The 21,278-nt window shown below is 72.4% G+C and carries 20 protein-coding genes and 1 pseudogene; 16 read left to right on the top strand and 5 right to left on the bottom strand.

Going from position 1 to position 21,278, the window contains the following annotated elements:
- The first annotated feature begins 97 nt into the window (after positions 1-97).
- From ACFYZL_RS10030 to ACFYZL_RS09995, 8 genes and pseudogenes are all read left to right on the top strand, one after another.
- Positions 98-655: a TetR/AcrR family transcriptional regulator gene (locus ACFYZL_RS10030; protein WP_384756804.1), complete on the top strand. Its 558-nt coding sequence runs from the start codon at positions 98-100 to the stop codon at positions 653-655.
- Between the two features lie 171 nt (positions 656-826).
- Positions 827-1,042: pseudogene (locus ACFYZL_RS10025) on the top strand (helix-turn-helix domain-containing protein); the annotation flags it as partial.
- Positions 1,043-1,228: 186 nt separating this feature from the next.
- Complete coding sequence (locus ACFYZL_RS10020) at positions 1,229-1,633, top strand: hypothetical protein (protein WP_384583640.1); 405 nt, start codon at positions 1,229-1,231, stop codon at positions 1,631-1,633.
- Positions 1,630-2,403 (top strand): transcriptional regulator, encoded by a 774-nt coding sequence (locus tag ACFYZL_RS10015; RefSeq protein ID WP_384756801.1) that lies wholly within the window; start codon positions 1,630-1,632, stop codon positions 2,401-2,403. Before ACFYZL_RS10020 ends, ACFYZL_RS10015 begins: the two co-directional genes overlap by 4 nt.
- A gap of 86 nt (positions 2,404-2,489) precedes the next feature.
- On the top strand, positions 2,490-2,912 hold the full coding sequence (locus ACFYZL_RS10010; RefSeq protein WP_384756798.1) for a roadblock/LC7 domain-containing protein: 423 nt from the start codon (positions 2,490-2,492) through the stop codon (positions 2,910-2,912).
- Positions 2,913-3,037: 125 nt separating this feature from the next.
- A complete protein-coding gene (locus ACFYZL_RS10005; protein ID WP_384756796.1) occupies positions 3,038-3,415 on the top strand; it encodes a hypothetical protein in 378 nt (125 codons plus the stop codon).
- A gap of 166 nt (positions 3,416-3,581) precedes the next feature.
- Entirely contained in the window at positions 3,582-7,160 is a 3,579-nt protein-coding gene (locus ACFYZL_RS10000; protein WP_384756793.1) for a CDP-glycerol glycerophosphotransferase family protein, read from the top strand.
- 128 nt (positions 7,161-7,288) lie between these two features.
- Positions 7,289-7,771, top strand: a complete 483-nt coding sequence (locus tag ACFYZL_RS09995; protein ID WP_384756790.1) for a VOC family protein — start codon at positions 7,289-7,291, stop codon at positions 7,769-7,771.
- A 12-nt stretch (positions 7,772-7,783) separates the two neighbouring features.
- Here ACFYZL_RS09995 and ACFYZL_RS09990 read toward each other — a convergent pair whose 3' ends face one another.
- The gene (locus tag ACFYZL_RS09990) at positions 7,784-8,509 is read right to left on the bottom strand and encodes an NAD-dependent deacetylase (protein ID WP_384756787.1); all 726 of its coding nucleotides are present in this window, start codon (positions 8,507-8,509) and stop codon (positions 7,784-7,786) included.
- A gap of 290 nt (positions 8,510-8,799) precedes the next feature.
- On the opposite strand from ACFYZL_RS09990, the gene ACFYZL_RS09985 reads away from it, so the two are divergent.
- Genes ACFYZL_RS09985 through ACFYZL_RS09975 form a run of 3 tightly spaced genes read left to right on the top strand, consistent with a single transcriptional unit; the run spans position 8,800 to position 11,102 of the window.
- Complete coding sequence (locus ACFYZL_RS09985; protein WP_388677765.1) at positions 8,800-9,246, top strand: hypothetical protein; 447 nt, start codon at positions 8,800-8,802, stop codon at positions 9,244-9,246.
- 56 nt (positions 9,247-9,302) lie between these two features.
- Positions 9,303-10,226, top strand: a complete 924-nt coding sequence (locus ACFYZL_RS09980) for an ATP-grasp domain-containing protein (RefSeq protein WP_388677762.1) — start codon at positions 9,303-9,305, stop codon at positions 10,224-10,226.
- Between the two features lie 21 nt (positions 10,227-10,247).
- Positions 10,248-11,102 carry a GNAT family N-acetyltransferase gene (locus tag ACFYZL_RS09975; RefSeq protein WP_388677759.1) on the top strand — a complete coding sequence of 285 codons (855 nt, stop codon included), beginning with the start codon at positions 10,248-10,250 and terminating at the stop codon, positions 11,100-11,102.
- 94 nt (positions 11,103-11,196) lie between these two features.
- Here the strand turns inward: ACFYZL_RS09975 and ACFYZL_RS09970 are convergent, their stop codons facing one another.
- The 3 genes from ACFYZL_RS09970 to ACFYZL_RS09960 form a co-directional block, all read right to left on the bottom strand.
- Positions 11,197-11,649 (bottom strand): subtilase-type protease inhibitor, encoded by a 453-nt coding sequence (locus ACFYZL_RS09970; RefSeq protein ID WP_384583611.1) that lies wholly within the window; start codon positions 11,647-11,649, stop codon positions 11,197-11,199.
- Between the two features lie 264 nt (positions 11,650-11,913).
- Positions 11,914-12,375 (bottom strand): Crp/Fnr family transcriptional regulator, encoded by a 462-nt coding sequence (locus ACFYZL_RS09965; protein ID WP_384757165.1) that lies wholly within the window; start codon positions 12,373-12,375, stop codon positions 11,914-11,916.
- Between the two features lie 138 nt (positions 12,376-12,513).
- The gene (locus tag ACFYZL_RS09960) at positions 12,514-12,816 is read right to left on the bottom strand and encodes a hypothetical protein (protein ID WP_376655823.1); all 303 of its coding nucleotides are present in this window, start codon (positions 12,814-12,816) and stop codon (positions 12,514-12,516) included.
- Positions 12,817-13,026: 210 nt separating this feature from the next.
- Here ACFYZL_RS09960 and ACFYZL_RS09955 point away from each other — a divergent pair, with 210 nt between their 5' ends.
- Together ACFYZL_RS09955 and ACFYZL_RS09950 are read left to right on the top strand one after the other, a co-directional pair.
- On the top strand, positions 13,027-13,902 hold the full coding sequence (locus ACFYZL_RS09955) for a class I SAM-dependent methyltransferase (protein WP_384757161.1): 876 nt from the start codon (positions 13,027-13,029) through the stop codon (positions 13,900-13,902).
- A gap of 15 nt (positions 13,903-13,917) precedes the next feature.
- Positions 13,918-15,843, top strand: a complete 1,926-nt coding sequence (locus ACFYZL_RS09950; protein ID WP_388677754.1) for a helix-turn-helix domain-containing protein — start codon at positions 13,918-13,920, stop codon at positions 15,841-15,843.
- Here ACFYZL_RS09950 and ACFYZL_RS09945 read toward each other — a convergent pair.
- The gene (locus tag ACFYZL_RS09945; RefSeq protein ID WP_388677751.1) at positions 15,840-17,324 is read right to left on the bottom strand and encodes an MFS transporter; all 1,485 of its coding nucleotides are present in this window, start codon (positions 17,322-17,324) and stop codon (positions 15,840-15,842) included. The genes ACFYZL_RS09950 and ACFYZL_RS09945 overlap by 4 nt on opposite strands.
- 77 nt (positions 17,325-17,401) lie before the next feature.
- Here ACFYZL_RS09945 and ACFYZL_RS09940 point away from each other — a divergent pair, with 77 nt between their 5' ends.
- From ACFYZL_RS09940 to ACFYZL_RS09930, 3 genes are all read left to right on the top strand, one after another.
- Positions 17,402-18,055: a helix-turn-helix domain-containing protein gene (locus ACFYZL_RS09940; protein ID WP_388677748.1), complete on the top strand. Its 654-nt coding sequence runs from the start codon at positions 17,402-17,404 to the stop codon at positions 18,053-18,055.
- A 26-nt stretch (positions 18,056-18,081) separates the two neighbouring features.
- On the top strand, positions 18,082-18,417 hold the full coding sequence (locus ACFYZL_RS09935) for a MazG-like family protein (protein ID WP_384757149.1): 336 nt from the start codon (positions 18,082-18,084) through the stop codon (positions 18,415-18,417).
- A 127-nt stretch (positions 18,418-18,544) separates the two neighbouring features.
- Positions 18,545-21,277 carry a DNRLRE domain-containing protein gene (locus ACFYZL_RS09930; RefSeq protein ID WP_388677744.1) on the top strand — a complete coding sequence of 911 codons (2,733 nt, stop codon included), beginning with the start codon at positions 18,545-18,547 and terminating at the stop codon, positions 21,275-21,277.
- Position 21,278: the final 1 nt, after the last annotated feature.

Genomic DNA, 21,278 nt, shown 5'->3' with positions numbered 1-21,278 from the left:
GGCGGACCGGACCGGTACCATCCGCTACCGTGAGCGAAGCACTGCATGTGCAGTGCTCACCTCGTGTGCCACACCCACCCCGATCCGAGGACCGTCCATGCGCCAGAATCCGCAGCGCCGCGCCGCCCTGCTCGACGCCGCCATCGAAGTCCTGGCGCGCGAGGGCTCGCGCGGGCTGACGCTGCGCGCCGTGGACGCGGAGGCGGGAGTGCCCACGGGCACCGCCTCGAACTACTTCGCCAACCGGGCCCAACTCCTCGTGCAGATCCTCCACCGCACCCGCGAGCGGCTCGCACCGGACCCCCAGGACCTGGCCGGACCCCTGGACACCAAGGTGCTGCTCGACCGGCTCCTGGAACGGATGCGGCGCGAACGCAGCGTGCACATCGCGATGCTGGAGCTGCGCCTGGAAGGCACCCGCCGCCCCGAACTCCAGACGGAACTGGCCGGCTTCCAGGCCGCCGAGCTGGAGGCGAACATCGACTGGCACCTGCAGTCGGGCCTCCCGGGAGACCGGCAGGGCGTGGCGCTGCTGTACCTCGCCATGCTCGGCCTGATCGTGGACGACCTGACCGCCCCGGCCACCCTGCGGGCGCACCCCGTGGAAGGCCTCATCGAAACGATGGTCGAACGGCTGCTCCCGGACGGGGAGTAGCCGGGAGGCGCGCGCGGATCACCCGAGGATGGAGGGACGCGGCGTCGGGGCCGCGGTCGGACCGGGGTGTGGTGATCCGACGCGCGGGTTCAAGCGAGTCAGCCGGGTTTGGGGCCGGTGAGCGACTTTGATGGGTCTGCCAGGACTCGTACCGGAGGAGGGGGACCACGCATGGGTGCCGAGCAGGACCGGAAGGACAGCACGCCCACGCTGATCGGTTCCGTGCAGCGCGCGCTGCGTCTCGTGGAGGCGATGCACGCCGAGGGCGGGGCGACCGCGAAGAGGCTCTCCCGGATCACCGGGATTCCCTTGCCCAGCGTTTACCACCTGCTGCGCACCCTTACCCACGAGGGTTACGTCCGGCGCGAGGGCGGCGCCTTTCGACTTGCGGACGATCTACCGCTCGCATCTTGATCAAAAGTCGAAGCGAACCGGCCAAGGTCGGTTGTGCTTTGGCGCATGTTCCAGCGGAAAATGCCAGAACCCCCTTCCGCAGTGTGGAACTTGAGTAAGTTCCCTCCTGTCGCGCCGCAGACCGTGCACTCAGCACGTCCGGCCGGGAGGGGAGCCCGCGTGCCCGGGATCGACGAATGCCTGCTCGAAGCCATGGCCCTGCCTGGTGCGCGGGGGGCCGCGCTCGTCGACTGGAGCAGCGGACTGGCCCTCGGCACCGCGGGGGAATCGCCCGTGGGCGACCACGAGACCACCGCCGCCGAGACCGCCGAGCTGGCCCGGGCGGCCGCCGAGTACGAGTCCTTCGCCCCGGCGGCCACCGCGGCCCTGGGCGGCGAGGCGGCCGGCCCGCCCGTGGAGGACCTGATCGTCACCACCCGTACCGGCTACCACGTACTGCGCTTCGTCGAGACGAGCTTCGACAGCAGCGTGTTCCTGCACCTCTGGCTCGACCGCACCGACGGAAACCTCGCCCTCGCCCGCCACAGACTCCGGGCCCTGGCGGAGGGGCTGGTGCTCAGATGACCGCCACCGCCACCGCCGTCTCCCCCCTCCTCACCCGGCTCGCCGCCGAGCGGGCCACCGGCGCCCTGCTCCGCGACCGCGGCACCCTCTTCCTGGAGGACGGCCGCATCGTGCACGCGGAGAGTCCGGCCACCCCCGGCCTCGACGTACTGCTCACCACCGGCGGCGGCCTCGCCCCCGAGCGCTGGCGCGAGGCCGTCGACCGGGCCGGTGCCCGCCGCCAGGTCGCCCGCTTCCTCGTGGACAGCGGCGGACTCGCCGGCGGAGAGCTGGAGATATGCCACCTCGCCGCCATGTTCGACGCCGCGTTCTTCGCGCTCTCACCGGGCAGCGGCCCCTCCCGGTTCCGCCGCGGGGCCACCCACTGGATCGGCTCCGTCCGCTCCGTCCCCGCCGCCGCCGTCGAGCGCGAGACCTGCCGGCGCAGGGAACTGCTCGACGCGGTCTGGCCCTACCCGCAGCTGGACACCGCCCCGGTGGTGCCCCGGCCCGCCGCCCCCGGCCAGACGGTCACCTCCCGGCAGCGGATCCTGCTGCACCACGCCGACGGCGTGCGCACACCGGCCGACCTCGCCTGGGTGCTGGGCCGTCCGGCCTTCCACACACTGCTCGACGTACGGCGCCTCGCGGCGGCCGGACTGGTCGAGACGCCGCACGCGCCGGCCCCGCAGCCGCCCGCGGCCCCCCTGCCCGACTGGATGACCCAGGACCAATCCCCGGACGTGGCGCTGCTCCGCCGGTTACGCGACGCACTGGAGGCAAGTCTGTGAGGCTCCCGCTGCGACCGGTCCTGCGCACCGACCGCTCCGAGCGGAGGCAGCCCGAATCGAGGGATGCCGAGAGGAGGAAGTCCGACATGAGTACGGTGCCCCCGGAGACGGAAGCCGAGATACTCGCCGAGCTCCGCAGGCTGCGGTCCCGAGTGCCCCAGCTCACCGGCGCCTTCGCCGCGAGCACCGACGGCCTGGTCCTCGCCCAGGACAGCGCCGCCACCGAGGCCGAGTCCGTCGCGGCACTGACCGCGGCCGCCCTCGGGGTGGCCCAACGGCTCAGCGACTGCACCGGCCAGGGTCTCTTCCGCGAGCTGCTGGTACGCGGCGAACAGGGCTACGTGGCGACCTACGCCGCGGGCGACGCCGCCGTGCTGACCCTGACCGCGGAACCGCGGGTCAACGTCGGGCGGCTCCACCTGGAGGCCCGCCGCTCCAGCGTCCGCATAGCCGAACTCGTCGAACCCGCCCTCGGGCGCCGCCGGGGCCCGGGCGCCGCACCCGCGTGAACCCGTACCACTGTCGGGGCCGCGCGGTCCCGTACCGCTCCGTCCCGTACCACCACACCTGACAGAGACACCGAGACAGACACCACCAGCGACATCACACAGCGAACGAGAAAGAGGAACGACTCATGGCCAACGTGGAGACAGCGCTCAAGGAAGCCACCACCCTCATCGAGGGCGCCGTCGGCGCCGCACTCGTCGACTACGGCAGCGGCATGGCCCTCGGTACCATCGGCGGCGGCAAGGACCTCGACCTCACGGTCGCCGCGGCCGGCAACACGGACGTGGTGCGGGCCAAGGTCCGCACGATGGAGATGCTCGGGATCAAGGACGAGATCGAGGACATCCTCATCACCCTCGGCACCCAGTACCACCTGATCCGCCTGATGCGCGCCCGGGGATCCGCCGCGGGCTTCTTCCTCTACCTGGTGCTCGACAAGGGCCGGGCCAACCTCGCGATGGCCCGACACCAGCTGAAGAAGATCGAGTCGGACCTGGAGATCTGACGTAGGACGGCGTCGTCGACGTGGCGGACGGTTTAATTCTTGCCGTCCGCCCGGCGATCGGCTTCGTTTGCCCCATATGGGTGGAGTTTATGATTCTGTTACAGAGTAGGATGCTGTGAGCAGCTGATCATCGATAAAGCATAAAACGCTGGAGAACCCGCCACCTATGCCCCCGCGCCTGAGCATCGTCGTCCCCGTTTACAACGTCGAGCTTTATCTCGACGAGTGCCTGGAATCCATCGCCGCTCAGACCTTCGAGGACTTCGAGGTCATCCTCGTGGACGACGGGTCCACGGACACCAGCGCAGTCATAGCCAAGGCGTTCGCCGCCAAGGACAAGCGCTTCCGCGTCGTGATGCAGGAGAACGCGGGCCTCGGCGCCGCGCGCAACGTCGGTGCCCGGCACGCCGACAAGGATGCGGAGTACCTGGCCTTCGTCGACAGTGACGACACGATGCCGGACTACGCCTACGAGCGCATGATCGCCGCGCTCGACGAGACCGGCTCCGACTTCGCCGGCGGCAACGTGAAGCGTTTCCGCTCCGTCGGCATGCAGCAGTCCTGGGGCCACCGGGCCGCCTTCGCCCGGACGCAGCTGAAGACCCACATCTCCAAGTTCCCGGCGCTGGTCACCGACCGCACCGCGTGGAACAAGGTCTACCGCCGCTCCTTCTGGGACCGCCACGGCTTCCAGTACCCGGAAGGCATCCTCTACGAGGACGCCCCGGTCAGCATCCCCGCGCACTACTTCGCCGCCAGCGTCGACATCATCAGCGACTGCGTCTACCACTGGCGCGTCCGCGAGACCGGCGAGCGCTCGATCACCCAGCGCTCCACCGACCCGATCTCGCTCATCGACCGCGTGAAGTCCGTCCGCCTCGTCCGCGAGTCCCTCAAGGCCAAGCAGGGCGCGAAGTACGAGCGCTACCTGCGCGACTACGACTACAACGTGCTGAGCGAGGAGCTGCCGCTCATCTACAAGTACGTCGGTGAGGGCGGCCCGGACTTCCGCGCCGCGTTCGTCAAGGAGGTCGGCGGCCTCGTCCGCGAGATCGGCACCGGCCCCTGGCCCAACCTGACCGTCGCGGACCGCCTCAAGGCCTACCTCGCCGGCGAGGGCCGCGTCGAGGACTTCATCGCCCTCCAGAAGCACCAGTCCGACTACCACTACAGCGTGCCGGTCAAGGGACTCGCCCGCCCGCAGGCGGACTACCCCTTCCTGCACGGTCGCCCGCCGGTCCCCGCCAAGATCCTCACCCTCGGCCAGCGCGAGCGCCGCGTCGTCAGCCGTCTGGAGCAGGCGTCCTGGGTCGACGGCAAGCTGATGCTGCGCGGCTACGCCCTCCCCGGCCACCTCGGTGCGGAAAGCCGCCTCGGCTCCCGCAAGATGCTGATCTTCCGCGAGGGCGGCAAGCGCCGTCGCTCCGTCGTCAGCACCCGCACGGTCGCCTCCCCGATGGCCTCCGTGATGTCCCCGCACCTCGCCCTGCGGCACGCCGGCTGGGCCGGCTTCACCGCCGCCGTCGACCCCTCGGTCTTCCAGTCCGGCGGCGAGTGGCGCGACGGGACGTGGACGACCTCCGTCGCCGTCACCGGCGCCGGCGGCCTGCACCGCGCCCGCCTGCGCGGCGGTGAGCACGACACCGGCCAGAACCCGCCCCCGCACTGGGTGGCCCCGAACGTCCGCATCCTGCCCACCGTCTCCGGAGCCCTCACCATCCAGGTCGAGGTCGTCGGAGCCCGCGGCCTGGACGTGCGTCCCGCCGGCGACGACGCCGTGGAGATCATCGGCGAGCTGTCGGCCTCGGTCGGAGTTCCCTCCGTCCTCCAGGCCGTGCACGTCACCACCGGCACCACCGCCACCTTCCCGGTGGAGACGGGCGAGGCCGACGGCGGCCGCGTCCCCTTCACCGCCCGCGTCGCGCTGGCCGAGCTGGCCGCCGTACCGGACACCGAGTGCGAGCCCGGCGAGTGGACCCCGGAGCCCTGGAGCCTTTCCGTGCTCGGGGCCGACGGCACCGAGCACCGCCTGGCCCACGACGAGCGCGGCGGCTTCAACGGCCTGATCGTTCCGCTGCCCGGCGCCGACAAGGGCCGCGCGCTCTTCGCGAAGCGCGGCAACACCGGACACCTCACGCTCTCCGTGCAGCCCTCGCCGCCGCTGATCGACGAGGTCACCGCCGGGGAGGGCAAGGTCGCCCTGCGGGGTCGCTTCATCGCGCCCACCGACGAGCCGTACGAGCTCGTCCTGCACAACGCGCACGGCGTCGAGTTCAGCTACCCCGTCACCCGTGACGGCGACACCTTCACCGCCGAGTTCGAGCCGATGCTGCCCGAGGCGTACGCCGGCCGCACCACGCTCCCCGAGGGCCGCTGGTGGCCCACCATGCGCCCGGTCGCCCAGGGCGGAACCACCGCCGGCCTGCTCGGCGTCGACCGCGGCGCGCCCGTGCAGATGGGCACCGGCATGCTGTTCTCCGGCCCGCACCCGTTCACGGTCCAGGGCCGCCGGATGCGGGTCGAGACCCGCTTCCACGACCGCATGGTGCTGGTGGCCGACCCGCTGCTCAGCCCGCACGACCGCTCCAACTACGCCCAGCGCGTCGCCCGCTTCGAGACCTACCCGGCGCAGCGTGCCCTGCCGGTCAAGGACATCGTCGTCTACGACACCTTCCAGGGGAACGGCGCGGGTGACGCGCCCCGCGCCATCCACGAGGAACTGCTGCGCCGCGGCGAGAAGCTGGAGCACATCTGGCTGGTCCGCGACGGCCGCGCCGAGGTCCCCGCGACCGCCCGCGCCGTGCAGTACGACAGCGTGGAGTCCTGGGACGTCCTGGCCCGTGCCCGCTACTTCGTGACCAACGACAACGTCCCGCGCCGCTTCCTGCGTCGCCCCGGACAGACCGTCGTACAGACCTGGCACGGCACGCCGATCAAGCAGATCGGGCACGACTTCGTGCACGACTACTACACGAGCCCGTGGATCCTGGAGGGCCTGGAGCACGACAGCGCCCAGTGGTCGCTGCTCGCCTCCCCGAGCTCGTACGCCACCCCGCTGCTCAAGCGGGCCCTCGGCTACGACGGCGAGGTCATCGAGGTCGGCAGCCCGCGCACGGACGCGCTCGTGCGCCCCGACGCGGAGCGCATCGCCGAGGTCCGGCGGAGGCTCGGCCTGCCCGAGGGCAAGAAGGTCGTCCTCTACATGCCGACCTGGCGCGAGAACTGCGAGGGCTTCTCCGGCGGCTACAAGCTGGACCTCCGGATCGACCTGGACGCGGCCCGCCGCGAGCTGGGCGAGGACCACGTCCTGCTGATCCGCGGTCACCACCACGTGACCGAGCAGGTCCGCGACGGCGTCCGCGACGGTTTCGTCATCGACGTGTCCCGCTGGGCCGACGCGACCGACCTGCTGCTCGTGGCCGACGTGCTGATCTCGGACTACTCCTCCGCGATCTTCGACTTCGCGCTGACCGACCGGCCGATCCTGCTCTTCACGTACGACCTGGCCCACTACAAGGGCACGCTCCGCGGCTTCAACTTCGATCTGGAGGCCAAGGCCCCCGGCCCGCTGCTCGCGGACTCGGCGAGCCTGATCGAGGCCGTGCGGGCCGCGGACGCGGTCGGTGCGGAGTACGCCGCTGCGCGGGCCGCGTTCCGCGAGGAGTTCTGCGACCTGGACGAGGGCCACGCCGCCGAGCGGGTCGTCGACCGGATGCTCGCGATGAACCAGGCCGGCGAGAAGTAGGCCGTACGAGTCGATTCAGGACCGGACACGGACCGGCCCCGGGCCCACCGATGAATTTCGGGCCCGGGGCCGGTCCGTATGTGAGGACGTGCACGCGCACGCACTCACCCACTCGCCTGGAGGCAGTCATGAGCGGCAACGGGTTCACCACGTGCCTGTGGTTCGACGGCAACGCGGAAGCGGCGGCCGACTACTACCTGTCCGTGTTCAAGGACGGCAAGCGCGGCCGGACCGCCCGCTACAACGAGGCGGGACCCGGGCCGACCGGATCGGTGATGATCGTCGAGTTCGAGATCAACGGGCAGAAGTTCGTCGGCCTCAACGGGGGACCGCAGTTCCATTTCTCCGAGGCGATCTCCTTCCAGATCCACTGCGCCGACGAGGCCGAGGCGGACCACTACTACGACGCGCTCACGCGGGACGGCGGTGAGGAGTCGGCCTGCGGTTGGGTCAAGGACCGGTTCGGGCTGTCCTGGCAGGTCATCCCGCCGGGCGCCATCGACCTGGTCTCCGACCCGGACCCGGAGCGGGCCGCCCGGGCCACCGCCGCCATGATGAAGATGAAGAAGCTGGACGTGGCGGCGATGCGCCGGGCGGCCGACGGGGAGTAGGCGGCCCGGAGCTCAGCCGGCGATCCGGGCCAGCAGCGCCGGGAGGGCGGTACCGATCGGCTCGCGCAGGACCTCGTCGGCGAGGGAGTCGTACGGGGTCTCCTCCGCGTTCACGATGATCAGCCGGGCCCCCGCCTCCGCGGCCATCCCGGCGAGCGAGGCCGCCGGTTGCACCTGGAGGGTGGATCCGGCGGCGATGAACACCTGGCAGCCCTTGGCCACGGCCATCGCCTGCCCCAGTACCTCCGGGTCGAGCCGTTCCCCGAACATCACCGTCGCGGCCTTGAGGATCCCGCCGCACGCCCGGCAGGCGGGATCCGGCTCCCCGGCGGCGACCCGGGCCAGCGCCTCGTCCATCCCCGACCGGGCGTGGCAGGCCGTGCACACCACTTCGCGGGCGGTGCCGTGCAGCTCGAACACCTTGCGGGCCGGCATCCCGGCGAGCTGGTGCAGCCCGTCCACGTTCTGCGTGAGGACCCGGACCGGGGTGCCGCCGCGCTCCAGTGCGGCGATGGCCAGGTGCGCCGCGTTGGGCCGCGCCCCGATCGCCCCGAGTTCGGCCCGCATCAGCCAGGAGCGGCGCCGGATCTCCGGGTCGGCCATGTAGTACTCGTACGTCACGAGCTTCTCGGCGTCGGGCTCCCGGCGCCACAGGCCCTGCGGCCCCCGGTAGTCCGGAATCCCGGAATCGGTGGACATTCCTGCCCCACTGAACACTGCGACGAGCGGCTTTCCCATGCGCCGACCCTACGGACCGGCAGCCCGCGCCCGCGACCGGATTTGGCACCGCCGGCCCGCACGCGTGGGCCCGCCACCGCGTCCACCATCCGGAGTACGCCCTTCCCCCGGCTCTCGTCTGCCTTCTCCGATCGATCCGCTCGACGGACCGTCCGGGCCGGAGCCTGCGGAATCCCGGGTGGGGAACGGCCCTCGAAGAGTCGTTTCTGCGGTGAATCGAGCCCTCCACGAGAGTGGGACACGCGACACGCCGGGGCGCGCCGACAGGAGCCGAGGGTTACATATCGGATATGAAGCTCATGCCGTACAGCCTCGGCGTCCTGCCGCTGACCCTGCTCGCCCTGCTGGCCCCGACGCCCGGCCACGCCGCCCCCGGGGGCGGGGACGGAGCCGTCCTCGCCCCCGCCGCCCGGGGCGGGCACACCGCCGCCGAGATCACCCGCTTCCTCCGCGACTTCTACGGTGACCACGGCCCCTCCGACGACGGCCGCGAGAACCAGGTCTCACAAGTCCTCAAGGACAAGCAGAAGGAGAACACGGACACCGACGTGCTCCTCTGCGCCGAGAACGAACCCGAGGGCATCTCCATCGGCCCGGTCACCGTCGCCCAGGCGGCCGGCGTCGGCTGGGCGACCGTCACCACGCAATGGGGCTCCGAGACCACCGACACCTTCACCGCGTACGTCCGGCTGGACTCCCAGCCGATCCGGCTCGACGACGTGATCTGCGCGGGCTGAACGCCTGACGAGGGGCGCCGCGAACACGCCCCGGAGGGCTCCCTAGGCTGGTGGTCATGACCATGGCCACCACGCCCGCCACGACCGTCCTGTACTGCGCCGACCCGCTGGGCGGGCGCCGCGTCGACCCGCACTTCGCGGCGGAGGCCCGGGCATTGCGCGCCCAGGGCGCGACGGTCGCCCTCGTCGACCACGACGCGCTGCTCGCCGGGGACGCCGAGCGGGCCGTGGCCCGCGTCCCCACGGCGGCGGGCGGTGTCCGCTACCGGGGCTGGATGGTTCCCGCCGCCCGGTACGCCGAGCTGGACGAGGCCCTGCGGCGGCGCGGGGGCGAACTGGGCACCGGCCCCGAGGCGTACCGCCGCGCGCACGAACTCCCGGGCTGGTACGACACGTTCGCCGCCCTCACCCCGGCCAGTGTGTGGCTGCCCACGGCTCCGGGGGCGATCCCGGACCGGAAGCGGCTCGCCGCCCTCGCCGCAGCACTGCCGCCCGGCGCCGGCGTGGTCAAGGACTACGTGAAGTCCCGCAAGCACGAGTGGCACGAGGCCTGTCACATCCCCGATCTGGGTGACCCGGAGGCCCTGCACCGCGTGGTGAGCCGATTCGTCGAACTCCAGGACGAGTTCCTGACCGGCGGGGTGGTACTGAGGGCCTTCGAGCACTTCGTCGCGCCCGAGGGTGCGGCCACGGAAGTCAGGATCTGGTGGCGGGACGGGGAGCCCCGGTTGTTCACCGCCCACCCCGACAGCCCGCTCCCGGAGGCCGCCGAGATCCCGGCGCGGGATCTCGAACCGGTACGAGCCGCCGTACGGGCGCTGGACTGTCCCTTCGTGACCACGGACCTCGCGCTGCGGACGGACGGGGCGTGGCGGGTGGTGGAGGTCGGCGACGGACAGGTCAGCGACCTGCACCGCGAGGTCGATCCGAGCCTGCTCACCGCACTCTTGACGGATGATCAGTCCACTGCCGGATCCTGACGGTCTGGTACAACACGGGGCATGACGACATTCGAGATCACCGGCGCGAGCGCCGCCGACATGGAAATGATCCGTGGCTGGGCCGACGAGGAGGGCTGGAACCCGGGGGACTCGGACCGGTTCGCGTTCGCCGTCGCCGACCCGGAGGGCTTCCTCGTCGGCCGGCTCGACGGCGAGCCGGTGGCCTGCGTCTCCGCCGTCCGTTACGGGGTCGGCTTCGGCTTCCTCGGTTTCTACATCGCCCGCCCCGCCCACCGCGGCCAGGGCTACGGCATCCGCATGTGGGACGCCGCCATGCGAAGGCTCGACGGACGGCTCGTCGGCCTGGACGGGGTCGTCGCCCAGCAGGACAACTACCGCAAATCCGGGTTCCGTCACGCCTGGAACAACATGCGCTACGAGGGCGTGCCCCGGGGTGGCGGCGAGGGCGGGGCCGACGGCCGGGTCGAGATCGTGGACGCGGCCTCGCTGCCCTTCGCCCGGCTCGCCGCCTACGATCGGAGGTTCTTCCCCGAGCCCCGGGACGCCTTCCTGTCCGCCTGGACCTCCCTGCCCGGCCGTACGGCGCTCGCCGCGGTCCGCGACGGCCGCGTCGAGGGCCTCGGCGTGATCCGTCCGAGCAGCGGCGCCCACCGGATCGGCCCGCTCTACGCCGCCGACCCGGCGGTCGCGGACGCGCTGCTGCACGGCCTCGCGCGGTCCGCGCCCGGCGAGGCGGTCGCCGTGGACGTGCCCGACGCCAACCCGCATGCCGCCGGGCTGTTCGAGGCGTTGGGCCTGGAGCCCACCTTCGAGACCGCCCGCATGTACACCGGCCCGACCCCCGAACTGTCGTCGGCGGAGCTGTTCGGGGTGACCAGTCTCGAACTCGGCTGAGCGGCCGAGCGGCAGCGGCCGAGCGGTCGAGCGGGGAACGGCCGGCCTGACGGCGGTCGCACGGCGCCGCCAGGCCGGTCCCTCCCGCGCACGGTCAGAAGTCGAACAGCACGCTCTCGGTGCTCCGCAGGCCGCACGCGTTGGCGAAGACGTGCGTGTAGTTCAGCCGCCGGCCGTCCAGCACCCCGTCGACCGTCACCGTCATCGGCTTCCACTCCCTGGTACACGCGGTGTCGGCGGCCGGGGCGGTCAGTGCGTCCAACCGGGTGCCGCTGCGCCGTAGTTCGCCGCACGCCGCGACGGGGTCCGGGTGCGTGCCGCCCGGCGCCGGCGCGCATACGAGGGTCACCGCCCGCAGCACCGTACCCCTGTGGGCGTCGTCCCCGGCGGTGACACCGAGCACGAGCGCCGAAGGCGCGTACAGGCTCGTGGTGCCGGCCGGAGCGGCGGGGGCGGCACCGGCCGCCCCGGGCCAGGCCAGCGCGGACAGCGCCGTGAGCGCCATGGCGGCGGATCCGAGCCCGAGACTCCTTGCGATGGACCGCATTTCGAACACTCCCTTGGGTCGTTGTTTCGGATAGCGGACGCAGTCTTGCCCAAGCGGGACGTGAACGCCCGTTCGCACCCCCATTTTTCGTCACCGATCGTGTGCGAATGAGTGCAGACAGCAGCGCTGGCCAAAGCTCTGACCTGTGCGGGAGCACGCCGACGAATCGGCCGAACACCGATGGGGAAACACCCCTGAAACCATCCGAGGGCGTCCGAGGGGTACGGCATGCCGTACCCCTCGGACGCCCTCGGGCCCCGCCCGCTAGCCGGCGGCCATGCGCGGGGCGTACAGGTCGAGGAGACGCGTACGGGTCTGCTGGAGCCGGAGCGCGAGGACCCGGCCGACCCAGTGCCCGATGGCCGACCCGAAGGCGGGGTCGGAGTCCATGAGCATCCGTACGGTCACCCCGTCGAACTCGTACGCGCGCACCGGGGTCATCGCCTCCGCGCTCAGCTGCCACACATAGGGCGGGAAGAGCCAGGACCAGCCCACCAGCTCACCCGGTCCCAGGCTCTCCACCGAAGCGGGCCGCCGGACGCCGGGCATGGGGATCTGCAGGGTCACGGTGCCGGAGCGCACGATCCAGAAGGACTCCGCGCGTGCGCCCTCCTCGAAGATCCGCGCACCCTCTTCGAAATTGACCTCACGGGCCTGGGACATCAGCCGGCCGCGGTGCTCCGAGGACAGCACGGCAGCGATCCGGATGGGGGAAGGTGTGCTCACGACGGCCTCCGATCACGACCCCCCACGACGCTCCTGCTCTCCCCAGTGTCGCCGACACCCGCCCGATGCCAAGCCGATCGCGCGCGGCATCTTCGGTGGTGTCCGCGCCGGCCCGCGTCCGGCCCAGGCCGGGCCCGGTCAGTCGTCGGCGTTGGCCTCCAGACAGGCCAGCTCCATCGCGTCCAGCACGGCCTCGTGACTGCGCCCGCTGAGCTCGGCGACGTTCTCGATCTGCGCCGTCGCCCAGGCGGCCAGGGTCATCGCGAGCACGCGGAGCCCGTCGGTGCCGTGCCGGGCCAGGATCGCGTCGGCGACCTCCATGGCGTCCTCGGGCACCTGCTCGGGTGGCTCCAGGCCCACCAGGCCGCGCAGCATCGTCAGGGCGCGCAGCGAGATCTCCGGGGTCATCCCCGCCAGTCGCATGTCTTCCTCGTCGTTCATTGGACCCATCCCCTCTGGTTGCCGCGCCCATTGCCTGAGGGCACGGTAGAGGGACGTGGCGTCGCGCGGGGCGGTTTCGCACGGGTGACCCCGCGTGATCGGGCTGCGGCGGCCGGTTCCCGTCGGCGCGGATGCGCCCCCGATCCGCCCCGTCCGGGCGGGAACCGGGGTCGGGCCCCGGGCGGCGCGGGGCCGTGGCATGCTCGGCGCATGCCCGAAGAGATGATCGAAGCGAGCCCCCCGGACATGCCCGAGGCCACGCCCGAGGACGTGCCCGACCGTCGAGAAGGACTCGCGTTGAACCGCGCCCTGTGGGACACCCGCGCCCGCATCCACGGCTCGACCTCCACCGACAGGTTCTACGACGTCGAATCCTTCGTCGCCGGGCGACAGACGCTCTACGGGCTCGAACGCGAACTGGCGGGTGACGTCGCGGACAAGGACCTGCTCCACCTCCAGTGCCACTTCGGGATGGACACGCTGAACTGGGCCCGGCTCGGCGCCCGGGTCACCGGTGTCGACTTCTCCCCGGCGGCCGTCGAGCGGGCCCGCGCGCTCGCCGAACGGACCGGCCTGGCCGCCGCCTTCGTGGAGGCGGACACCCAGCGACTGCCCGAACACCTGGCGGACGGCTTCGACCTCGTCGTCGCCACCTACGGGGTCCTGTGCTGGATCGCCGACGTCAAGGCCTGGGCCCGGGGCGCCGCCATGGCGCTGAAACCCGGGGGCAGCCTGGTCATGGTGGACCTGCACCCCGCCTTCCAGACGATCGCCACCGTCGACCCGCTCGTCGCCGACTGGCCCTACGGCGGAGGAGAGCCGCAGCGCGAGACGGTCACCGGGACCTACGCCGAACCGGGGATGCCCGTGCCCGCGCACGACAGCGTCCAGTACCCGCACTCCCTCGGCGACATCGTCAGCGCGATCGCCGACGCCGGGCTCACCGTGAAGCACCTGGGCGAGCACACCGCCGCCGAGTTCGACCCCCGGGGCATCCTGAGCCGAAGTCAGGACGGCCTGTACCGGCTTCCCTTCGGAGACACCCACCTGCCCGTCCTGTACTCGCTGCGCGCGTCGCGGAGCTGACGGAGAGCGCCCCTGATGCCCACCCCAGGCAAGCAACCGAACACCGCCCTGCGCCACACGCTGAACCTGCTGAACCTGCTGGTCGAGGGCGCGCCGGCCGAGAGCTTCACGCTGCCGCCCGGACCGGACGCGGACCTCTCCGAGGCGGAGGCGGCGGCGATGGCGGACGCCACCGGGATCGCGCTGCGCATACGCCGTACGCTCAGCCAGCACCGTCGGCGCGAAGCCGAGCTCGCCGCGCTCTTCGACACCGCCGGGGACCTCGCCGGGCTCCGGGACCTGGACGCGGTGCTCAAGGCCATCGTCCACCGGGCGAAGCTGCTCCTGGGCACCGACGTGACGTACCTGTCCCTCAACGACGACGAGGCCGGCGACACGTACATGCGCGTCACCGACGGCTCCGTCTCGGCCGCGTTCCAACGGGTGCGCCTCGGCATGGGCGAGGGCCTGGGCGGGCTCGTCGCGGAATCGGCCCGCCCCTACACCACGGGCGACTACCGCGACGACCCCCGGTTCCGGCACACCGCGACCATCGACCACGCCGTCGCCGAGGAAGGGCTGCGCGCCATCCTCGGCGTACCGCTGCGCCTGGGAGCCCAGGTGATCGGCGTCCTCTTCGCGGCGGACCGCACCACCCGCTCGTTCACCCCGGACGAGATCGCGCTGCTGTCCTCCCTCGCCGACCACGCCGCCATCGCCATCGACGGCGCCCGGCTGCTGGACGAGACGCGGACCGCGCTGGTCGACCTGAACGCGGCGTCGCGGACCATCGAGGCGCACAGCGCGGCCATCCGTCGAGCCGAGGACGCCCACGACCGGCTGACCGACCTGGTGCTGCGCGGCGGGGACGTCACCGACGTCGCGACCGCCATCGGCGCCCTGCTGCGGGGCGGCACCCTCATCCACGACGCCGACGGCATCGAGCTCGCCCGGGCGGGCACCGACCCGCGGCCCCCGTCGGCCCGGGCCGTCGCCGCTTCCCGGGCCGACGGACGGGCCGTGCCCGTCGCGGGAACCTGGGTGTGCGCGGTCCTCGCCGGACCCGAACCGCTCGGCAGCATCACCCTGAGCGGCCGCGCCGACCTCGACGACGCGGACCGCCGCCTCTTCGAACGGGCCGCCGTGGTCACGGCGCTGCTCCTGCTCCTGCGCCGCTCGGTGGCGGAGGCCGAGGACCGGGTACGGGGCGAACTCCTCGGCGACCTCCTCGGCGGGGCCGCGGACCCGGCCGGACTGGCCGGCCGCGCGCGGCGCCTCGGCGTGAACCTGCACCAGGCGCACGCGGTGTTCGTCCTGCACCCCGAGGCGCCCGGTCCGGGCACCGCCCCGCACCCCGGGAGCGCGTCGAGGCCGCGGCTGCTCACCGCGGCCGCCCGTATCGCACACACCCGCAAGGGCCTGGCCGGGGTGCACCACGGGGACGTGGTCCTCATATGCCCCTCCGAAACCCCCAGCGCCTGCGCGGCCGGCCTCGCGAACGAGCTCGGCCAGGCGCTGGCCACCCCCGTCACGGTCGGCGCCGCGGGCCCGGCCACCGGCCACGCGGCGTTCGCCGACGCCTACGCCGAGGCCCGCCGCTGCCGCACCGCCCTGCGCGCGCTGGGCCGCTCCGGCACCGGAGCCTCCCTGCGCGACCTGGGCTTCCTCGGCGTACTGCTCGGCGACCCGACGGACCTGGCCGGCTACGTCCACCGGACGCTGGGCCCCCTGATCGAGTACGACGCACAGCGCGGCACCGACCTCGTACGCACCCTCACCGTGTACTTCGACGCCGGCATGAACCAGTCCAGGGCCAGGGAATCCCTCCACGTGCACATCAACACGGTGGTCCAACGCCTCGACCGGATAGGCCGATTGCTCGGCACGGACTGGCAGCGCCCGGAGCGAGCCCTGGAACTCCAACTCGCCCTCCGCGTCCACCGGATCCACGCGGCCGGCTAGTGCTCTGACCGGAGCCGGCCGGGAACCGCCGGCGCGAGCTTCCACGCCAGCGTGAGCGCGAGGCAGATCGCGACCGCCGCGACCGCGAACGTGGTCCGCATGCCCGTGGCCGTGGCTCCGGGGGACGCGGTCGCCACATCGCCGGCCGCCGACGCGAAGGCGAACACGGCGCCCATGACCGAGGCACCCGTGACGAGTCCGAGGTTGCGCGACAGATTGAGCAGTCCCGAGACGACGCCCCGCTGACCCGGCGCCACATCCGCCATCACGGCCGTGTTGTTGGCCGTCTGGAAGAGCGCGTAGCCGCTCGTCACGACCGCGATGGGGAGCACGTAGCCCCCCACTCCGAGCGTCGCGGGAAGGAGGACCAGCAGCGCGCAGCCCGCGGCCATCGCGGCGAGCCCGACGATGGTCGTGCGCCGGGTGCCGAACCGGTCCGCGCCCCGCCCGGCCGGCACCCCCGTGACAGCGGCGACCAGCGGTCCCACGGACAGGACCAGACCGACGGGCGCCTCGTCGAGGCCGAGCGTGCGAGCGAGGTAGAACGGGCCGACGACCAGCGTCGCCATCATCACCGTCGACACGAGCGCGCTCATCGCGAGTCCCGCGCCGAGCACCGGATCGCGCAAGGTCGTGAGCCGGACCAGCGGCGCCGCCGCCCGGGCCTCGGCGCGTACGAAGAGAACGGCACCGACGGCGGCGGCGAGCAGCAGGGCCAGACCGGGCGCACCGAACCGGCCGCGCTCGATCGTCATGGCGAGTGCGTAGGCCCCGAGCGTCACGGCGAGCAGCAGGGTGCCCAGGCGGTCGAAGCCGCGCCGCCCGGCCCCGGGCTCCTGCCGCCGGTCGGCGGGCAGGAAGCGGTGCGCGAGCACGAGGGTGAGGACGCCCAGCGGCACGTTGACGAGGAACACGGAACGCCAGCCGAGCCCGGCTATGAGCGCGCCGCCCAGCGAGGGACCCAGAGCGGTGCCCACCGCGGACATCGTCCCGAGCAGCCCCATCGCCCTGCCGGTCCGCTCCTTCGGAACCGTCTCGCCCACGAAGGCCATGGTGAGGGCCATCATGACGGCCGCTCCGAGACCCTGTACCGACCGGGCGGCGATCAGCCACCAGAGCGCCGGCGCGGCCGCGCACAGGGCGGACGCCACCGTGAACAGGAGCACGCCGCCCAGCAGCAGTCTTCTGCGGCCGAAGAGATCACCGAGCCGGCCGGCGCCGACGATGAGGGTGGTGATGGCGAGGAGATAGGCGAGGACGATCCACTGGACCTGCTGGAAGGAGGCGTCGAACGCCCGCGCCAGCGTGGGCAGCCCGACATTGGCGATGCTGGTGCCGAGGGAGGACAGCAGCATGGACAGCGACAGGCTCGCGAGCGCCCAGGGCACCGGGGTCCGGCGTCGGACGGGCCCCGCCGCCCCCTGCCGCTCGTCGTCGTGTGGTCCCGCGCCGACCGGGGTCGCGTCACTGTGAGGATTCATGGGCCGGAGCGTGCGCCCGCGAAGCCGCCGCGGCAACTCTTGTTGCCGTTTCCGGGACGGGGGGATGGAATGCCCCCATGAACGCCTCAGCCGACACCGCACCGGACGACTCGCCGGACACCGCACCCGGCAACGCGCCGGACACCGCACCGGACGAGCCGGGGCCGTACCGGGCCGTCCTCGACCAGGTCGCCCCCCGGCTCCGCCGGCTGCGCGCCGCCCGGGGTCTCACCCTGGCCGCGCTCTCCGAGGCGACCGGCATCTCCAAGAGCACCCTCTCGCGGCTGGAGTCCGGCGGTCGCCGCCCCAGCCTGGAACTGCTGCTCCCGCTCGCCGGGGCGTACGGGGTGCCGCTGGACGACCTGGTCGGCGCCCCGGAGGTGGGTGATCCCCGGGTCCGGCTCACGCCCCACCCGCTGCCCAGCGGCGGTACGTTCGTCCCCCTGACCCGGACTCCGGGCCCACTCCAGGCGTACAAAATGATCATCACCGACCGGGGCTCCGAGCCGGACCACCGTACGCACGAGGGCTACGAATGGCTGTACGTGCTCACCGGCCGGCTGCGCCTGGTCCTCGCCGAGCACGACCTCGTCCTCGGCCCGGGCGAAGTGGCCGAGTTCGACACCCGGTTGCCCCACTGGTTCACCAGCGCGGACGGGCGGCCCGTGGAGATCCTCAGCCTCTTCGGTAGGCAGGGGGAGCGGATGCACGTCCGCGCGAAGCCGCGCTGAACCGCCGCCACCTGTAGGGTCTGGCCGTGACGACCCCATGGGACACCATCCGCGCACTCGCCGACCGCTTCAACGCCTCGGACGCCGGCAAGGGGATACGGCCGGAGGAGAGCCACGTCCTGCAAGTGCTCAAGATCGGCGAGGAGTTCGGCGAGGCCGCCCAGGCCGTGATCGGCGCCAAGGGCACCAACCCCCGCAAGGGCCACTCGCACAGCTGGGAGGACGTCCACGACGAGGTGTGCGACGTCATCATCACCGGCATGGTCGCCCTCGCCCGGATGCGGCCCGACGCGGCGGCGTACTTCGAGGGTCAGCTCGAACTGAAGGCGGGCAAGTTCCTCCCGGCGGCCGGGACGGAGTGAGGGAGCGGTCCGCTTCCCATGCCGGTGACGCGAATTGGCAACCGATCCTTCATTTGGCGTGAACAGAACACCGAATCGCCCTAGGGTGCGCCCGTACGGTCACACCGCACAGAGAACTGGGGGGTTCATGCGTAGATCCAGAGGGCTCGCGGCCGCCGTCGCCCTGTCCCTGGCCGGAACCGGCGCCGGGTTCGGCCTCGGCCTCGTCCCGCAGGCCGCGGCCGTCACCCCGCCCGTCGCCTTCACCGCCGACCCGCTGCCCACCTGGCAGCCCAACGGCGTGGTCTGGGCCCTCGCCGAGGCGGCCGGGCAGGTCTTCGTCGGCGGCACCTTCTCCGCCGTGCGCCCGCCCACGGGCGGCGCCGGCGCCGAGCAGTCGGCCGTGAACTTCGTCGCGCTCGACGCCGCGACCGGCGCACCGACCTCCTGCGCCCTGTCCTTCACCGTCGCCTCCGGCACCGCCACCGTCCGCGCGCTGGCCCTCTCCCCGGACAAGAAGACCCTGTACGCGGGCGGCTACTTCGGTGCCGTCAACGGAACCGCCGTCTCCAGCCTCGCCGCCGTGGACGTGGCGAGCTGCACGGTGAAGACGGACTTCCGGCCCGCCTTCGCGGCCACCGTCCGGGCCCTCGCCGTCACCGGCGACACCGTCTACGCGGGCGGCGACTTCCTCAGCGTCGCCGGCCAGTCCCGTCAGCGCTTCGCCGCCGTCGGCGCGGCCGACGGCGCCCTCAAGCCCTTCACCGCCGACGCGGACGAGCCCGGGCGCGCGATCGAGGTCACCCCGGACGGCAAGAACGTCGTCCTCGGCGGCGACTTCTTCACGGTCAACGGTACGAACACGCACGCGCTGGCCGTCGTCGACGCGACGAGCGGCGCACTCACCAAGTCCTACGCCGGCTTCATCGAGACCAACTCGGTGGTCAAGGACATCGCGACCGACGCGACCGGCTTCTACACCGCCAACGAGGGCACCGGCGGCGGCGTCTTCGACGGCCGCATCGCCCTGAACCTCACCGACTTCAACCAGCGTTGGCGCGACACCTGCCTGGGCGCCACCCAGGCCGTACTGCCGTACCAGGGCGTCCTCTACAGTGCCTCGCACGCACACGACTGCTCCGGCGTCGGCGAGTTCCCCGACGGCCAGCGCCACCACCTGCTCGCCCAGCCCACCACCGGCACCGGCAAGCTGGGCTGGGCCCCCGACACCAACGACGGCATCGGCGAGGGAATCGGCCCGCGCGTGATGACCGTCGGCTCCAAGAGCGGCGTGCAGTACCTGTGGGTCGGCGGTGAGTTCACCACCGTCAACGGCGCGGCGCAGCAGAGCCTGACCCGCTTCGCCTCCACCGGGGACACCGGGGCGCCCAGCGTGCCCGTCGCGAGCGCGGTCGCCTTCAAGCCGGGTGAGGTGCAGGTGCGCTGGCGCACCAGCCTCGACCTCGACGACAGCACGCTGACGTACAAGGTCTACCGGAACGGCGCGGCCACGCCCATCGCGACGGTCACCGCCGACTCGCTGTTCTTCAAGCGCCCGCAGGCCTCGTGGACCGACACGACCGTGACGGCGGGCCAGTCGTACACCTACCGTGTGACGGCCACCGACGCGGCCGGCAACACCAGTGCCCTGTCGGCCACGGCGAGCGTCACCGTCCCCACGAAGGCGGACGCCTACCCGAGCCAGGTCCGGGCCGACGGGGCGCGGCAGTACTGGCGCTACGACGAGTCGGCCCTGCCCTTCGTCGCCGACTCCTCCGTCTCGGGCAACAAGAGCGGCGCGCACCTGAACGCCCCCGCCCTGCGGCAGACCCCGGGAGCGGTCTCCGGCGCGAGCACGGCGATCGGCTTCAACGGCACCGACACCCAGGTGTACGGGGACGAGCGACAGACCGTGGGGAACACCTACACCATCGAGACCTGGTTCAGGACGAACACCACCCGGGGCGGCAAGCTCTTCGGCTTCGGAAGCAACCAGTCCCGCGGCAGCAATCAGTACGACAAGCACATCTACATGACCAACGACGGCCGGCTCGTCTTCGGCGTCTACACCGGAGCCACCCGCACCATCACCACCGCGGGCACCTACAACGACAACGCCTGGCACCACGTCGTCGCCACCCAGGGCCCCGGCGGGATGACCCTCTACGTGGACGGCGCCCAGAAGGGCACCCTGGCCGTCACCACGAACGAGAACTTCGCCGGCTACTGGCACGCGGGCGGCGACAGCCTCGGCGGCTGGCCCGACCGCCCCATCAGCGAGTACTGGGCGGGGCAGCTCGACGAGACGGCCGTCTACCCGACCGTCCTGAGCGCGGCGCAGGTGCAGAACCACTACGCCCTCGCCACCGCCCCGGCCGACCAGGTGCTCCAGGTCACCGCCTCGGAGGACACCTACGCCAACGCCGGCGCCCCCGACACCAACTACGGGACCTCCAGCTCCCTCGCCGTGCGCGGCACCTCGTTCTACGCGAGCTACCTGCGCTTCGACCTTCCCGCCGCGCCCGCCGGGACGGTGCTCAAGTCGGCCGTCCTGAGCGTGAAGACCAGCACCATGAACGGCGCCGGCACGACGGACACCGTTTCGGTGGTCCCCGTCACCGGGGCGTGGACCGAGACCGGGGCCACGTACAACAACCGCCCCGGCCTGGGCGCCGTGTCGCTCGGCGGTTTCGCCGGGATCCCCGACGGCTCGGCGGTGCACACCGCCGCGCTGACCACGGCGAGCGTCGCCGCGGCGCTCGGCGGCGGCTACGACCTGGCGCTGAGCAGCACCGGCACGGACGCCCTGTGGCTGTGGTCCTCCGAAGCCCCGGCGGGTGAGGGGACGCCCCAACTGACACTGACCTTCGGCGCACCGTGAC

Source organism: Streptomyces sp. NPDC001717, from assembly GCF_042892775.1.
Lineage (GTDB): Bacteria > Actinomycetota > Actinomycetes > Streptomycetales > Streptomycetaceae > Streptomyces.
Note: the sequence above shows the minus strand (reverse complement) of the source record. Positions and strands in the feature narration are given on the sequence as shown.

Bases quoted from the DNA above. Each gene is read 5' to 3' on its own strand.
- ACFYZL_RS09955 (WP_384757161.1), top strand. From the start codon at position 13,027: ATGCCCGAAGAGATGATCGAAGCGAGCCCCCCGGACATGCCCGAGGCC.
- ACFYZL_RS09950 (WP_388677754.1), top strand. From the start codon at position 13,918: ATGCCCACCCCAGGCAAGCAACCGAACACCGCCCTGCGCCACACGCTG.
- ACFYZL_RS10010 (WP_384756798.1), top strand. From the start codon at position 2,490: ATGAGTACGGTGCCCCCGGAGACGGAAGCCGAGATACTCGCCGAGCTC.
- ACFYZL_RS09930 (WP_388677744.1), top strand. From the start codon at position 18,545: ATGCGTAGATCCAGAGGGCTCGCGGCCGCCGTCGCCCTGTCCCTGGCC.
- ACFYZL_RS10000 (WP_384756793.1), top strand. From the start codon at position 3,582: ATGCCCCCGCGCCTGAGCATCGTCGTCCCCGTTTACAACGTCGAGCTT.
- ACFYZL_RS09985 (WP_388677765.1), top strand. From the start codon at position 8,800: ATGAAGCTCATGCCGTACAGCCTCGGCGTCCTGCCGCTGACCCTGCTC.
- ACFYZL_RS09975 (WP_388677759.1), top strand. From the start codon at position 10,248: ATGACGACATTCGAGATCACCGGCGCGAGCGCCGCCGACATGGAAATG.
- ACFYZL_RS09980 (WP_388677762.1), top strand. From the start codon at position 9,303: ATGACCATGGCCACCACGCCCGCCACGACCGTCCTGTACTGCGCCGAC.
- ACFYZL_RS09940 (WP_388677748.1), top strand. From the start codon at position 17,402: ATGAACGCCTCAGCCGACACCGCACCGGACGACTCGCCGGACACCGCA.
- ACFYZL_RS09960 (WP_376655823.1), bottom strand. From the start codon at position 12,816: ATGAACGACGAGGAAGACATGCGACTGGCGGGGATGACCCCGGAGATC.
- ACFYZL_RS10015 (WP_384756801.1), top strand. From the start codon at position 1,630: ATGACCGCCACCGCCACCGCCGTCTCCCCCCTCCTCACCCGGCTCGCC.
- ACFYZL_RS09990 (WP_384756787.1), bottom strand. From the start codon at position 8,509: ATGGGAAAGCCGCTCGTCGCAGTGTTCAGTGGGGCAGGAATGTCCACC.
- ACFYZL_RS10005 (WP_384756796.1), top strand. From the start codon at position 3,038: ATGGCCAACGTGGAGACAGCGCTCAAGGAAGCCACCACCCTCATCGAG.
- ACFYZL_RS09945 (WP_388677751.1), bottom strand. From the start codon at position 17,324: ATGAATCCTCACAGTGACGCGACCCCGGTCGGCGCGGGACCACACGAC.
- ACFYZL_RS09970 (WP_384583611.1), bottom strand. From the start codon at position 11,649: ATGCGGTCCATCGCAAGGAGTCTCGGGCTCGGATCCGCCGCCATGGCG.
- ACFYZL_RS10030 (WP_384756804.1), top strand. From the start codon at position 98: ATGCGCCAGAATCCGCAGCGCCGCGCCGCCCTGCTCGACGCCGCCATC.
- ACFYZL_RS09995 (WP_384756790.1), top strand. From the start codon at position 7,289: ATGAGCGGCAACGGGTTCACCACGTGCCTGTGGTTCGACGGCAACGCG.